Annotated in this window: 13 protein-coding genes; 8 read left to right on the forward strand and 5 right to left on the reverse strand. The window is 62.4% G+C overall.

Annotated features, from left to right (window positions below; genetic code table 11):
* Positions 1 to 16: 16 nt before the first annotated feature.
* Both NKJ26_RS22380 and NKJ26_RS22385 read right to left on the reverse strand, forming a co-directional pair.
* Entirely contained in the window at positions 17 to 592 is a 576-nt protein-coding gene (locus NKJ26_RS22380) for a DUF4893 domain-containing protein (RefSeq protein ID WP_352597953.1), read from the reverse strand.
* Between the two features lie 230 nt (positions 593 to 822).
* Positions 823 to 1452: a DUF1638 domain-containing protein gene (locus NKJ26_RS22385; protein ID WP_027026061.1), complete on the reverse strand. Its 630-nt coding sequence runs from the start codon at positions 1450 to 1452 to the stop codon at positions 823 to 825.
* 63 nt (positions 1453 to 1515) lie between these two features.
* On the opposite strand from NKJ26_RS22385, the gene NKJ26_RS22390 reads away from it, so the two are divergent.
* The gene (locus NKJ26_RS22390) at positions 1516 to 1656 is read left to right on the forward strand and encodes an EncA/B family entericidin (protein ID WP_352697166.1); all 141 of its coding nucleotides are present in this window, start codon (positions 1516 to 1518) and stop codon (positions 1654 to 1656) included.
* 90 nt (positions 1657 to 1746) lie between these two features.
* On the opposite strand, the gene NKJ26_RS22395 is transcribed toward NKJ26_RS22390, so the two are convergent.
* Positions 1747 to 2445 (reverse strand): cobalamin B12-binding domain-containing protein, encoded by a 699-nt coding sequence (locus NKJ26_RS22395; protein ID WP_352697168.1) that lies wholly within the window; start codon positions 2443 to 2445, stop codon positions 1747 to 1749.
* Between the two features lie 273 nt (positions 2446 to 2718).
* On the opposite strand from NKJ26_RS22395, the gene NKJ26_RS22400 reads away from it, so the two are divergent.
* The 6 genes from NKJ26_RS22400 to NKJ26_RS22425 all read left to right on the forward strand — a co-directional run bounded on the left by NKJ26_RS22400 (position 2719) and on the right by NKJ26_RS22425 (position 9286).
* Positions 2719 to 4293, forward strand: a complete 1575-nt coding sequence (locus tag NKJ26_RS22400; protein WP_352697170.1) for a trimethylamine methyltransferase family protein — start codon at positions 2719 to 2721, stop codon at positions 4291 to 4293.
* Positions 4294 to 4382: 89 nt separating this feature from the next.
* Positions 4383 to 5072 (forward strand): 4Fe-4S dicluster domain-containing protein, encoded by a 690-nt coding sequence (locus NKJ26_RS22405; protein ID WP_352697171.1) that lies wholly within the window; start codon positions 4383 to 4385, stop codon positions 5070 to 5072.
* A gap of 106 nt (positions 5073 to 5178) precedes the next feature.
* Positions 5179 to 5916 carry a dienelactone hydrolase family protein gene (locus tag NKJ26_RS22410; RefSeq protein ID WP_352697173.1) on the forward strand — a complete coding sequence of 246 codons (738 nt, stop codon included), beginning with the start codon at positions 5179 to 5181 and terminating at the stop codon, positions 5914 to 5916.
* Positions 5917 to 6093: 177 nt separating this feature from the next.
* On the forward strand, positions 6094 to 6654 hold the full coding sequence (locus tag NKJ26_RS22415) for an RNA polymerase sigma factor (RefSeq protein ID WP_352697175.1): 561 nt from the start codon (positions 6094 to 6096) through the stop codon (positions 6652 to 6654).
* Between the two features lie 2 nt (positions 6655 to 6656).
* On the forward strand, positions 6657 to 8795 hold the full coding sequence (locus NKJ26_RS22420; RefSeq protein WP_352697177.1) for a YfbK domain-containing protein: 2139 nt from the start codon (positions 6657 to 6659) through the stop codon (positions 8793 to 8795).
* Between the two features lie 299 nt (positions 8796 to 9094).
* Positions 9095 to 9286: a hypothetical protein gene (locus tag NKJ26_RS22425; RefSeq protein WP_352597959.1), complete on the forward strand. Its 192-nt coding sequence runs from the start codon at positions 9095 to 9097 to the stop codon at positions 9284 to 9286.
* A 17-nt stretch (positions 9287 to 9303) separates the two neighbouring features.
* On the opposite strand, the gene bmt is transcribed toward NKJ26_RS22425, so the two are convergent.
* Positions 9304 to 10326 (reverse strand): betaine--homocysteine S-methyltransferase, encoded by a 1023-nt coding sequence (gene bmt / locus NKJ26_RS22430; protein ID WP_352598055.1) that lies wholly within the window; start codon positions 10324 to 10326, stop codon positions 9304 to 9306.
* Between the two features lie 166 nt (positions 10327 to 10492).
* Complete coding sequence (locus NKJ26_RS22435; protein WP_352597960.1) at positions 10493 to 11350, reverse strand: helix-turn-helix domain-containing protein; 858 nt, start codon at positions 11348 to 11350, stop codon at positions 10493 to 10495.
* Between the two features lie 231 nt (positions 11351 to 11581).
* Here NKJ26_RS22435 and NKJ26_RS22440 point away from each other — a divergent pair, with 231 nt between their 5' ends.
* The gene (locus tag NKJ26_RS22440) at positions 11582 to 12592 is read left to right on the forward strand and encodes a fatty acid desaturase (RefSeq protein WP_352697179.1); all 1011 of its coding nucleotides are present in this window, start codon (positions 11582 to 11584) and stop codon (positions 12590 to 12592) included.
* Positions 12593 to 12643: the final 51 nt, after the last annotated feature.

The following is a 12643-nucleotide window of genomic DNA, read 5'->3' on the forward strand; positions in this document are numbered from 1 at the left end:
GGAGGAAAGGATTCGATCAGCGCTTGAATTCGAGGATGTCGAGCTTCGATTCGTAATAGGGCGCGGGGAGTTCGATGCGCCATTCGCCGGCGCTGTTGCGGAAGGCATAGCCGACCTGATCGGTCTGCGGGCCGCTGCCATAGGGTTTCGCCGGATCGGTGTTGACGGAAGCGGAACCGAGATAGATCGCGCGTTTCTCGCTGTCGTCGAAGAAGCGGCCCTTGGTGCGCTGCGAGCCGCTGATTTTCTCCAGCCGCCAGCCGGAGCCATCGTCGGTCACCTTGCATTTGAACCAGCCATAGATGACGAGCGGAGAAAGCCCGCCGGCCTTGATGGTGCGGCACTGCCAGGTGCCGGTCAGGTCCTTGTCGGAAAAGGACACCAGCGGCTTGGCCAGCAAGGCATCGAGCTGCTTGACCTCGGCGGGGTTGCCCGCTTTTGCCTCGGCGAGGGCCGCCTTGCGGGTCTCGCCATATTTGTCGAGTCGTGCCTTGTCGGCGGCGGTGATCAGCTTCTGCACCTCGCCATCGGCAAGGGCGGGCAAGGTGAAGCAGAGCAGGCCGACAACGGCAAACAATGGGCGAAGTGTCATGGTAGCCTCCCTGGCGATGTGCGGAGCAGCGCCGCTGCATCTGGCGAACAACTCGGTCGCTGTCGCCTGTCATCCATGCTTAACAGCGTCACGGTCGAAAATCATGGTGTGACGAATGCGAATCTTGCTTATGGCGTATCGCGGACGAAGGGCAGGCTTGGTTTGGGCTGCAAGACGAGCCTTGCCGGCGTATTTGCCTGCCTCGCGGCCGAATAGGGGCCTAATCGGCGTCAGGAATGGGCAGCCGCCTGCGCCAGTCCTGCCGTCAGGTCGCCATAGCCTGTCGCGCGCCGCTCATAGACAAGGCCCAGCATCTTCGCCGCGTTCTCGGCGACCTTGTCGAGCTCCGGGTCGTCGGTCTGGGCGAGATAGATCAGCTTCTCGTAATTGCCGAAATAGTCCTTGATCAGCTCCGGGTGCTTGTCGAGGCCGAGCGGCTTCATGAAGAAGGCGTCGAACTGGCGGCATAGGAAATCCGTCATGTAGAAGGACATCATGTCGTCGTCTGCAACCTTCGCATAGGCATCCATGCCCTGGTAGAAGGCGAAGCAATGCGGTCCGGCCATGCGTTCGACGCCATGCTTCTCGCACACCCGGTCGAGCAGGCCGCCGGTGCCGCAATCGGCGTAACCGACGAAGATGTCGCCGTAGCCTTCCGCCTTGGCCTTTTCGATCGCCTTGTCCATGGCCGGCGCGATGCGGTCCGGATAGAAATGAAACTCGGCCGGCAGGCAGATCAGATCGAGATGGTCGAGTTTGAGCTGCTCCTTGACGGCCAAAACTTCGCGCGCAATCATTCCACAGGCAATGACCAGCAGCCTGTCGTCTTGATTCGGTTTGGTTTTCTGCGTCTTGGCCATGAAACCAGTCGAGCGGCCTTCGTTGCTGTGGCGCTAATTTATCTGTCGAGGGAGACACCGTCCATGAAACTGCTACGCATCGCGCCGTTTGCCATCCTAGCCTGCGTCCTGGCCCTTACGGCTTGCGCGAATACCGTCCGTGGCGTCGGCAGGGACGTCAAATCGACGGCCAAGGCGGTCGAGGACACCGTCACCAAGCCCTGATCCGCGCACAGCCTTCTCCATCATCTGGGAACAAAAAAGCCGCGCTGCAAGGCGCGGCTTTTTTCGTGGGTCGTCGCGGAACCGTCGGGCTCACGCCGAAGCGCGTACATTGTGCTTGCGCTTCATATAGTCCTTGGCGGTCTCGACCGCCACCGCGGCATCGCGGCAATAGGCATCGGCGCCAACGGCCTTGCCGAATTCCTCGTTAAGCGGCGCGCCGCCAACCAGCACGACATAGTCGTCGCGGATGCCCTTCTCCTTCATCGTGTCGATGACGACCTTCATGTAAGGCATGGTCGTGGTCAGCAGTGCCGACATGCCGATGATGTCGGGCTGATGCTGCTCGATGGCGTCGAGATATTTTTCGACCGCATTGTTGATGCCGAGGTCGATGACGTCGAAGCCGGCGCCCTCCATCATCATGCCGACGAGGTTCTTGCCGATGTCGTGAATGTCGCCCTTGACGGTGCCGATCACCATCTTGCCCTGCTTGGGCGCGCCGGTGGCGGCGAGCAGCGGGCGCAGGATGAACATGCCGGCCTTCATTGCATTCGCCGACAAAAGCACTTCGGGGACGAACAGGATGCCGTCGCGGAAATCCTCGCCGACGATGCGCATGCCTTCGACCAGCGCTTCCGTGAGCACCTTGTAAGGCACCCAGCCGCGATCGAGCAGGATCCGCGTGCCTTCCTCGATCTCTTCCTTCAGTCCGTCGTAGAGATCGTCGTGCATCTGCTGCACCAACTCGTCGTCGGACAGTTCGGAAAGGATGATCTCGTCGTCGGCCATGTATCGAACTCCTGCCGGCATCGCGACTGCGTCGCAAGGCACAAAATGTTTGCATTGATACCTAACCCGCCAGGGGCACGTATCCATAGCTGATTTGCGACTTCCCGCAAAAGGAAAGCGACTGGAAAATCTACCTGTTTTCTTGTCGATTTTGCGACAGGCGTTGGCGCTGGCTGGCCGTTTCGAATAGGGTGCATGGCTACGATCCGAGGAGGAGCGGCGATCAGCGGCCGCAGCGGATTTCAGACAAGAACAATTCAGGGAAGAAACACCATGAGCGATCACGCGGCAGTCGACCAGGAAGCGTCAAACGCGCGACGCGGGCGCGGCGCCAGCGGCGGAGCGGCGGCCAGGCGTGCAGCCCGCTCCGGCGGCGGTCCCGGCACGCAGCTCACCTATATCAAGCGCAAGATCAACGTTTATGAGGTGCTGGACGAGGAAGGGCTGGCGCTGATCGAGAAGAACACCGACACGGTGCTCGAAGAGATCGGCATCATCTTTCGCGACGACGCGGAAGCGCTGCAGCTCTGGAAAGAGGCCGGCGCCGACGTCAAGGGCGAGCGCGTGCATTTTCCCAAGGGGCTCTGCCGCTCGCTGCTGAAAACCGCGCCGTCCGTCTATACCCAGCATGCCCGCAATGCCGAGCGCTCGGTACAGATCGGCGGCAATGCCACCGTTTTCGCGCCGGTCTACGGCCCGCCCTTCGTGCGCGATCTGGACGGCGTCAGGCGCTACGCGACGATCGAGGATTTCCAGAATTTCGTGAAGCTCGCCTACATGGCGCCGTCGATCCACCATTCGGGCGGCACGGTGTGCGAGCCGGTCGACGTGCCGGTCAACAAGCGCCATCTCGACATGATCTATTCGCACATCAAATATTCGGACAAGCCGTTCATGGGCTCGGTGACGGCGCCGGAACGCGCCGAAGACACGGTCGCCATGGCCAAGCTCGTTTTCGGCGACGATTTCGTCGAGAACAACACGGTGCTGACCAGCCTGATCAACGCCAACTCGCCAATGGTGTTCGACGAGACCATGCTTGGCGCGCTGAAAGTCTATTCGCGCCACAACCAGGCCTGCATCGTCACCCCGTTCATCCTGGCCGGCGCGATGAGCCCTGTCACGGTGGCCGGCACGCTGACGCAGGTCCTGGCCGAAGTGCTGGCCGGCGCATCGTTCACGCAGCTGATCCGGCCCGGCGCGCCGGTGCTGTTCGGCACCTTCGCCTCGTCGATCTCGATGCAGTCGGGCGCGCCGACCTTCGGTACGCCGGAGCCGTCGCTGGTCTCCTACGGCGCGGCGCAACTTGCCCGCCGCCTTGGCCTGCCGTTCCGCACCGGCGGCTCGCTGTGCGCCTCGAAGATCCCGGATGCGCAGGCGGCCTATGAGAGCGCCAACACGCTGAATTCGACCATCCTGGCAGGCACCAATTTCGTGCTGCATTCGGCCGGTTGGCTCGAGGGCGGGCTGGCGTCCTGCTACGAAAAGTTCATGATGGACATCGACCAGCTCGGCATGACGCAGAAATTCTCCGAAGGCGTCGACCTGTCGGAAAACGGCCAGGCGATGGACGCCATCCGCCAGGTCGGGCCGGGCAGCCACTATCTTGGCTGCGACCACACCCAGGCGAATTTCCAGACTGCTTTCTACCGCTCCAACATCGCCGACAACAATTCGTACGAGCAATGGCTGGCCGAAGGCCAGAAGACGGCGCCGCAGCGCGCCAACGAGCTCGCCCGCCGCTGGCTGGAAAGCTATGAGGCGCCGCATCTCGATCCGGCTATCGACGAAGCGCTGAAGGACTTCATTGCCAAGAAGAAGGGGTCGATGCCCGACGCCTTCACCTGAAAGGAGCCCGAGTCAGGCGGGGCTAAAGTCGCCAACATCATCCACAAGGAAGTCTGGCGGAGCGCCTTCTCCGACCCGGACCGGAAGGGATGATTGCTGCGCGCGGCATGATCGAGGAGATCACGGCCGCGCTTGGCGCCAATGGCCTCATCCTGCGCGGCGGCATCGCCTTTGCGGCCAGCGAGGAGGCGCCTCATGGCCCCTCGGGCGCTCCAGCCAGGTCCGTCCTGCTGGTCGGGCAGGCGGGCGCGGCACCCTGGCCGTATTTCCAGCGCTGGCGGGAGCAGCAGCCACAAACAATTGCCAATCCGCTCGACAGCTGGTCGCGGCAGGTCATTGGCGCCGTGGCTCAGACATTCGGAGCGCGGGCCGTTTCGCCCTCGGACAAGCCTTATCAGCCGTTCCAGCAATGGGGGATGCAGGCGGAAGGGTTGAAGCCGTCACCGCTCGGCATCCTCATGCACCCGCAATACGGGCTGTGGCATGCCTATCGCGGTGCGCTGCTGTTCGAGGACGATCTTTCGCTCGAAGCCGTCGAGCCGGCGATCCATCTCTGCGACAGCTGTGTCGACAAACCTTGCCTGAAAGCCTGTCCGGTCGACGCCTATTCCGCGCAAGGATTTGCCTATCGATCCTGTCTGGCGCATGTGCGGGGAGCGGGCGGCGAACCGTGCCGCAGCGGCGGCTGTCTCGATCGCAACGCCTGCCCTTACGGTGCCGACTTTCGCTATCCCCCGGAGGTCCAGGTCTTCCACATGGCGGCATTTGCAGGCCTGTAATTCGCAACCCCATCCTGCACGAAATGTTGACTGCCAGGTTCAGGGGACGCCTTGCCGTGGCGGCTCGCGCGGATATGTATCGCGCATCTCGCAAACGGAGCAGGTGATGACGAAACAAGATCTCCAGATCAAGACCAGGGACGGTACGGCAAAGGCCGCGCTGTTCCGGCCGGCCAAGGCTTCCCCGGTCAAGTCCGGCGTCATTCTCTATCAGGATGCCTTCGGTCCGCGCCCGGCGCTCGACGGCATGGCCGAACGGCTGGCGGGCGAGGGCTATACGGTGCTGGTGCCGGATCTCTTCTATCGCAACGCGCCCTATGGTCCGTTCGACGCCAAGACCGCTTTCGTCGAGGAAAAGACCAAGGCGGCACTGACGGCGCTGGTCAGCGGCACGACGCAGGAGATGACGATCAGCGACAGCGCGGCGTTTCTCGATGCGCTCGCCGGCCAAGGCGTGACCGGTCCGATCGGCACCGTCGGCTATTGCATGGGCGGAGCCCGATCGCTGAATGCAGCCGCTAGCTATCCCGACAGGATCAGGGCGACCGCCAGTTTCCACGGCGGCAATCTCGCCAGCGATGCCGCCGACAGCCCGCACCGCAAGGCGGAGACGATCAAGGCGCGCGTCTATGTCGGCATGGCGGGCGTCGACAGGAGTTTTCCGCCGGAACAATCGACGCGGCTGGCCGAGGCGCTGAGGGCGGCGAAAGTTGATCATGTCCTGGAGAATTACGCCGGCATGGCGCATGGCTGGTGCGTGCCCGACCACAGCGTCTATGACGCCGCCGGCGCCGAGCGTCACTGGAACAGGTTGATCACCCTGTTTTCGGAGACGTTGGGGTAGCCTTTCAATCCAAACGCAAATCCAGCCCAATTTGCCGAACGCAGCGCGTTGGCGTTTCGCCCGCTGCGCGGACCATGCCTTACCTCCGTGGAACGGGGAGAAGGAAAACCCGCTCTGCAAAAAAATCTTTCCAACACCCCAAGGATTGGCCATTAGCCTTCGTCCAACAGGCAAATGATGGCGATGATGCTGGATGAGAGCGAAGCCTCCGACGCCGAACTGATCGGGCGGGCGAAGGGCGGAGACAGGGGGGCTTTCGGCAAATTGCTGGAGCGTCACTACGACTTCGTCTATCGCGCCGCCTACCGCTGGTGCGGCAGGAAGGCCGATGCCGAAGACATCGCCCAGGAAGTCTGCGTCCGGCTCGGCCGGGCGATCCGCGACTATCGCGGCGGAAGTGCTTTCACGACATGGCTCTACACCATGACGATGAATGCGGCGCGCGACATGATGCGCAAGACCGCACGCGAGACGGTCAAGACAGCGGCCTACGGCGTCCATGCGCTGATTTCGGGCGAGGCCGAGGCCAAGAGCGAGGATCCGGCCGAGGCGCTGTGGGCGGCTGTGCGGCAATTGCCCGACAAGCAGCGCGACGCGGTGCTGCTGGTCTATGGCGAGGGCTTGAGCCACGCGGTCGCCGCCGAGGCGATGGCGATCTCGGAGACGACGGTTTCCTGGCACATCCATGAAGCGAAGAAACGGCTGAAGACGTTGATGCGTTCAGCCGGGGAAGTGTGACCATGGTCGACGACAACGAACTCAAGAGACTGCGCGACGCAGCAGTGCCGGCGCCTGGCGAGGGCGCGAAGGCGCGTGCCTTCGACGCCGCCATGCGTGCCTTCGAGGAGGAAAATATTTCTGTTGTCACCCAAGGATCGGTTGGCGGTCTTCGTCTCACAGAGCGAGCACAAAAGCTCTGGAGCGAAATCATGCAAAAGAAACTCATTGCCACGCCGGCCATTGCCGGGCTCGTCGCCCTGCCGATCGCAGGATACGCCACTTTCCATATGCTGAGGGAGCAGCCGTCTACCTTCGGCGGCGGCGAGAAGATCACCGAGACGCTGGCCGACAAGCCGGCGACGATGAAGCCGCTGGCCAAGCAGGCGCCGGGAGATCAGGCGATCAAGGAGCCGCTCGTGGCCACCGCGCCGGAAAAGGACAAAAAAGCCGATGCGGATATGGAAAGCCGCGATGCAACCGATGCGCTTGTGGCGCCGGCTGCGCCGCCGAAATCCGAATCCACTGCTGTTGGAGGCGCGGTACAGCAGAATGCGCTTGGACGTGGTATGCCGGCCGAGCCAGCACCACCGGCACACACAAGTGAATTCGCATTGGATGGCGCTGTAAACGCACCCAGCACTTCGCGGGTCGCCCGCATGCCGGCCGAGTCCAAGCTGATGGTGCAACAGCCAGCCATGGCGCCGGCCGACCAGATGCAGCCGCAACAGGAAAACCGCGACCGCGTCGAGGACTTCAAGACCAATCCGGTGCATGCGGCACTCGAAGACCCGGTCTCGACCTTCTCGATCGACGTCGACACCGCCTCCTATTCCTTCGTGCGGCGTTCGCTGAAGGAAGGGTCGGTGCCGCAGGCCGATACGGTGCGCGTCGAGGAGATGATCAATTACTTCCCCTATGACTGGAAGGGGCCGGACTCCGCCACGACGCCGTTCAATTCGACCGTCAGCGTCATGCCGACGCCGTGGAACACGCACACCAGGCTGATGCATGTCGCCATCAAGGGCTTTGACGTCAAGCCGGCCGAACAGCCGAAAGCCAATCTGGTCTTCCTGATCGACGTCTCGGGCTCGATGGACGAGCCGGACAAGCTGCCGCTGCTCAAGTCGGCTTTCCGGCTGCTGGTCAGCAAACTGAAGGCCGACGACACGATCTCCATCGTCACCTATGCCGGTGATGCGGGCACTGTCCTGGAGCCGACCAAGGCGTCCGAAAAGGACAAAATCCTCAATGCCATCGACAATTTGACGCCCGGTGGCAGCACGGCCGGCGAGGCGGGCATCAAGGAAGCCTACAGGCTGGCGCAAAAGTCCTTCGTCAAGGACGGCGTCAACCGGGTGATGCTGGCCACCGACGGCGACTTCAACGTCGGACAGAGCGATGACGAAGATCTGAAGCGCCTGATCGAGCAGGAGCGCAAGACCGGTGTCTTCCTTTCGGTGTTCGGCTTTGGCCGCGGCAATCTGAACGACCAGATGATGCAGACGATCGCCCAGAACGGCAACGGCACCGCCGCCTATATCGACACGCTTGCCGAAGCGGAAAAGGTGCTGGTCGAGGATGCTTCCTCGACGCTGTTCACCATCGCCAAGGACGTCAAGATCCAGGTCGAGTTCAATCCGGACAAGGTCTCGGAATACCGGCTGATCGGCTACGAGACCCGGGCGCTGAACCGCGAGGATTTCAACAATGACCGCGTCGATGCCGGAGATATCGGTTCGGGCCATTCGGTCACCGCGATCTACGAGATCACACCCAAGGGCAGCGGTGGCGAGCAGATCGATCCGCTGCGCTATGGCCAGGCGGCGGTGAACAATGGCGGCGTCGCCAATGCGGACGAATATGCCTTCGTCAAGATCCGCTACAAGCTGCCGAACGAGGACGTCTCGAAGCTGATCACCACGCCGGTGACATCGGCCAACGAGGTTGCGTCCTTCGACCAGGCCAGCACCGACCAACGCTTTTCCGTCGCTGTCGCGGCCTTCGGCCAGAAGCTGCGCGACGAGGATGCGACCGCGAAGTTCGGTTACGACAAGATCATGGAGATCGCCACTGCCGCCCGAGGAGCCGACCCGTTTGGGTACAGGTCCGAGTTCCTCTCGCTTGTGCGCCTTGCCTCGGCACTCGGCGGCAACCGTTAGTGTGACGACGGCCGGGTTCCTTCTGATCGTTCTGACAGGGGAAATCGACCACGGGCGGGTGGGAAGGCCGGCGAGGGGTTCATTCCCTTGCCGGCCTTTTTTCCGAGAATTTCCCGGTCGTTAAATTGCTCGGCATTTCGGGTACAGGATCGCAACTCCCTCCTTGTTACGTGGGACAGCCAACTTGGCTTGAGGAGCTGGAATTGCAGATCAGGACTGTTGCGAACTCGATACCGCCGGCACGAGAGCCAGCTCAAGAAGCAGCTGCTTCGCCAGCGTCGTCGGCGGAATCCAGGCGCATGCGGGACGATGTCGCCGCTGCTCGCAACACCGCCATGTCGGCCCTCAACAACGACCGGTTCCGCCTCATGCTGGAGCAGATCACCGATCCGGGCACCTCGGGCGCGCTGATGATCATGCGCAGCGATGCGGTCGGCGCCGGGACCGACTTCAGGTCGGCGCAGTCGAGCTACGCCGACAACAGCGAATAATCACAACGACGATGAGGTCAGGCCCGGCCACGGCGCCGCTCGCGGCGGGCTTCGCTGGTCTCGGCGGTGTTTTCCGTCGCCACCTTGTTGCGCATCGGACCGATGCGCTCGACGATCGCTCCGACGGTCGGGCGATCCGCCTTGGTGTGCGCGTCGAGCGCCTTGCGCATGGCGGCGAGGTGCTGGAACGAGGTGCCGCAGCAGCCGCCGACGATTTTCGCGCCGGCATCGACGGCCAGACGGACATAGTCGGCCATCAATTCGGGCGTGCCGGAATAGTGGATTTCGGTGCCGCGGAATTCGGGAATGCCGCAATTGCCCTTGACGATGACCGTCGCCTCCGGCTTCGCCTCGGTCATGTCGAGCAGCGAAGCAAGAATATCGGAGGCGCCGACACCGCAATTGGCGCCGACGCCAAGCGGGGCTTGCGACAGGCCGTTGACGACGCCGTGGATGTCCTTCGGCAGCAGGCCCATCATGGTGCGGCCAGCGGTGTCGAAGGATCCTGTGTAGGTGTAGGGGAGGCCGACGCGGATGGCGGCTTCGGCGGCGGCGCGGATCTCGTCGGGAGCCGACATGGTCTCGATCCAGGCGACTTCGGCGCCGCCTTCCTTGAGACCCTCGATCTGCTCGGCGAAGGCGTCGACCGCCTCATCATAGGTCATGGCGCCAAGCGGCACCAGCAATTCGCCGGTCGGGCCGACGGAGCCGGCAACGATCACCTTGCGGCCAGCCTTGTCGGCCACAGCGCGGGCGATCTCGGCGGCGCGCTTGTTCAGCGCATGCACGCGGTCCTGCGCGTGGTGCAACTTCAACCGGTGGCGTGTGCCGCCGAACGAATTGGTCAAGATGATGTCGGCGCCTGCGTCGACGAAATTCTGGTGCAGGCTGGTGATGGTATCGGGCGCCGTCTCGTTCAGCAGCTCAGGTGCCTCGCCGGCTTCCAGTCCCATGGCGAACAGGTTTGTGCCGGTCGCGCCATCGGCGAGCAGCACGCCCTTCTCGGCCAGCAGCGCATCGATCGGGTTGGTCGTCGTCATCGGATTGGCTTTCATGTTTCGAAGTCGAATAAGGATATAAAGAAGTCTTTATGTCTAGTCAATGAAATAGCGGCGATGACGTCCGTCAATGCCGATGCCTTCGCTCACGCCGCCGGCACGATCTCGACCGCGAACGCCTCACCCGAATGACCGTGATTGACGCCGATCAGCCGGCGCCCGATGGAAACGACATGCCGGCCAGATTGCGCGCGAAGGCGGCGGCCTCATGCGGATTGACGTCGGCGGCACGGATCAGATTGTCGAAATGCCGGGTCAGGGCCTGGACTGGCTGGGTGGCGTTCAGCACGACGTACATGTCGCCGACATAGATGGCAGCGCGGTAGGGCCCAAAAATGGTCAGCGGGATCGAATAGCGCATGCGGCCGTCGTAGAGAAACAGACGGAAGGTCGGGTAGAGGTCGTCGAGCAGCGTTGCCATGTGGGCGAGCTGTTGCTGGCGGTCGGCTTCCGGAAAACGATCCCATACGCCCAGGCCGCGTGCGAAGATCTCCAGCGTATGGCGCGGCATGCAGACTTCCATGTCGGTTTCCGGGCGCCGGTTGTATTCGATGCGGTATTGGGTCTCGCTGGCCTGTGCCAGGCGGCTCCGGTTGGTGATGTTGGCTTCGTAGTCGACCAGCGCGCGTGTTCGCAGAAGATCGGGAATGCCGGCCGGTACATAGCGGATCTTTGTGCCGGCCGCCTCGGCGAACCATTTGGCGAGCAGGGTGCGGTCGAAACCGTCGGGAGCCTCCTCGATCTCGAGGCTTTCGCGGATTTCGCCCGTGACGCCTTCGTCCTGGCTGAGGCCAAGCAGCCAATCCAGCGAAATCTTGAATTCGGCGGCGATGTTGAGCAGCGTTTCGGCGCGCGGCAGCCGGGTCGAGGCGCCGGACATCAGCTGCGAAAGTGCCGACCGATCGATGCCGACAGCGGTGGCGAAGGCCGACTGGTTGAGATCGGACCGTGTCAGGAGCAGCTTCAAACGCTCCCTAAAGATCGCTGACAGGTCCCGTTTGTCCATCATCCGACTCCGCGCATTGGGAGAAAATTTTTGCCCCAAAGCGGGGCCGAAGCCAGGCCTCAGGCGTAAATGAATCCCCGAAACTGTTTACAATGTATAACATATGCGGTCATAAATTCGCAATCGCAACATTTTGTGCACTTTGTCTCGTTGAGTGGAATCACTCCTCCTGACACAATGCTGTCAGGAATCGATAGGGGTTCCGGCGACTGAGGGACAGTGGTCGATCGCATGGCAGGCAAGAGCATCAGGCGACGCAATGCACCGGCAATCGAGTGGCCGACCGTGGCTCTCGCTTTCTTCTGCTACGGAGCCTGGCTCGCTATCGGCTTGCTGCTCTGGCCGAATTATCCGATCCTGGCGCTTGCCATCCTCGGCTTCATCCTGGCACTGCAGTCGTCGCTCATGCACGAAGTGCTGCACGGCCATCCGACGCGCAACGCGCTGCTCAACGAAGCTTTCGTCTTTCTGCCGATCGGGCTTGTCTGGCCGTTCCGCCGCTTCAAGACGCTTCACTTGCGCCACCACGCCGATGAGCGGCTGACCGATCCGCTCGACGATCCCGAGAGCTATTACCAGGCGCTCTGGCAGCATGACGACCTGCCGCCGACGCTGAAATTCCTGCTCAAGATCAACAATACCATGGCCGGCCGGTTCGTGCTTGGCCCCTGGTTGTCCTGCGTCGGCTTCTTCATCGACGACGCCAAGCAGATGATTGCCGGCGACAAGGCAGTCCGCAAAGCCTGGCTGCTGCACGCGATCGGCCTTGCTGTCGTGCTGGCGACCGTCGAGTTCGGCTTCGGTATTCCGCTGTGGCTCTACATTCTGGTGCCGGTTTGGCTCGGCCAGTCGCTGATCGCGATCCGCACCTTCGCCGAGCATCAATGGTCCGAGCATCCCGAAGGCCGCACGGTCATCGTCGAGCGCTCGCCGCTGTCGTTTCTGTTCCTCAACAACAATCTGCACTTTGTCCACCACAAGACGCCGACGGTGGCCTGGTACAAGCTGCCCGAGCTGTTTCGCGATCGCCGCGAGGAATGGCTGCGGATGAACAACGGCTATGCCTATCCGAACTATTTCGCCCTGATCAAAGCCTATGCCTTCAAGGCAAAGGAGCCGGTCGTGCATCCCGTGCTGCGGCGCGCGGCGGAACCGGGCAGGGCATTCAAGCCACGCGTCAGGGCGCGCAACATCAATGGGCTCGGCACCGTGCCGGTCCCGGCTGAGCCGCCGAAGGAATGAGCTTTTGCAGCAAGCAGGCGCTGCCTGCTAGACTGCTTTGGTCGGTTCCCT

The sequence above is a fragment of the Mesorhizobium sp. M0152 genome, assembly GCF_040322415.1.
Lineage (GTDB): Bacteria > Pseudomonadota > Alphaproteobacteria > Rhizobiales > Rhizobiaceae > Mesorhizobium.

What these genes read in the sequence shown, in the direction of transcription:
- NKJ26_RS22380 (WP_352597953.1), bottom strand. Translation starts at nt 592, where the DNA reads ATGACACTTCGCCCATTGTTTGCCGTTGTCGGCCTGCTCTGCTTCACC.
- NKJ26_RS22385 (WP_027026061.1), bottom strand. Translation starts at nt 1,452, where the DNA reads ATGGCCAAGACGCAGAAAACCAAACCGAATCAAGACGACAGGCTGCTG.
- NKJ26_RS22390 (WP_352697166.1), top strand. Translation starts at nt 1,516, where the DNA reads ATGAAACTGCTACGCATCGCGCCGTTTGCCATCCTAGCCTGCGTCCTG.
- NKJ26_RS22395 (WP_352697168.1), bottom strand. Translation starts at nt 2,445, where the DNA reads ATGGCCGACGACGAGATCATCCTTTCCGAACTGTCCGACGACGAGTTG.
- NKJ26_RS22400 (WP_352697170.1), top strand. Translation starts at nt 2,719, where the DNA reads ATGAGCGATCACGCGGCAGTCGACCAGGAAGCGTCAAACGCGCGACGC.
- NKJ26_RS22405 (WP_352697171.1), top strand. Translation starts at nt 4,383, where the DNA reads ATGATTGCTGCGCGCGGCATGATCGAGGAGATCACGGCCGCGCTTGGC.
- NKJ26_RS22410 (WP_352697173.1), top strand. Translation starts at nt 5,179, where the DNA reads ATGACGAAACAAGATCTCCAGATCAAGACCAGGGACGGTACGGCAAAG.
- NKJ26_RS22415 (WP_352697175.1), top strand. Translation starts at nt 6,094, where the DNA reads ATGGCGATGATGCTGGATGAGAGCGAAGCCTCCGACGCCGAACTGATC.
- NKJ26_RS22420 (WP_352697177.1), top strand. Translation starts at nt 6,657, where the DNA reads ATGGTCGACGACAACGAACTCAAGAGACTGCGCGACGCAGCAGTGCCG.
- NKJ26_RS22425 (WP_352597959.1), top strand. Translation starts at nt 9,095, where the DNA reads ATGCGGGACGATGTCGCCGCTGCTCGCAACACCGCCATGTCGGCCCTC.
- bmt (WP_352598055.1), bottom strand. Translation starts at nt 10,326, where the DNA reads ATGACGACGACCAACCCGATCGATGCGCTGCTGGCCGAGAAGGGCGTG.
- NKJ26_RS22435 (WP_352597960.1), bottom strand. Translation starts at nt 11,350, where the DNA reads ATGGACAAACGGGACCTGTCAGCGATCTTTAGGGAGCGTTTGAAGCTG.
- NKJ26_RS22440 (WP_352697179.1), top strand. Translation starts at nt 11,582, where the DNA reads ATGGCAGGCAAGAGCATCAGGCGACGCAATGCACCGGCAATCGAGTGG.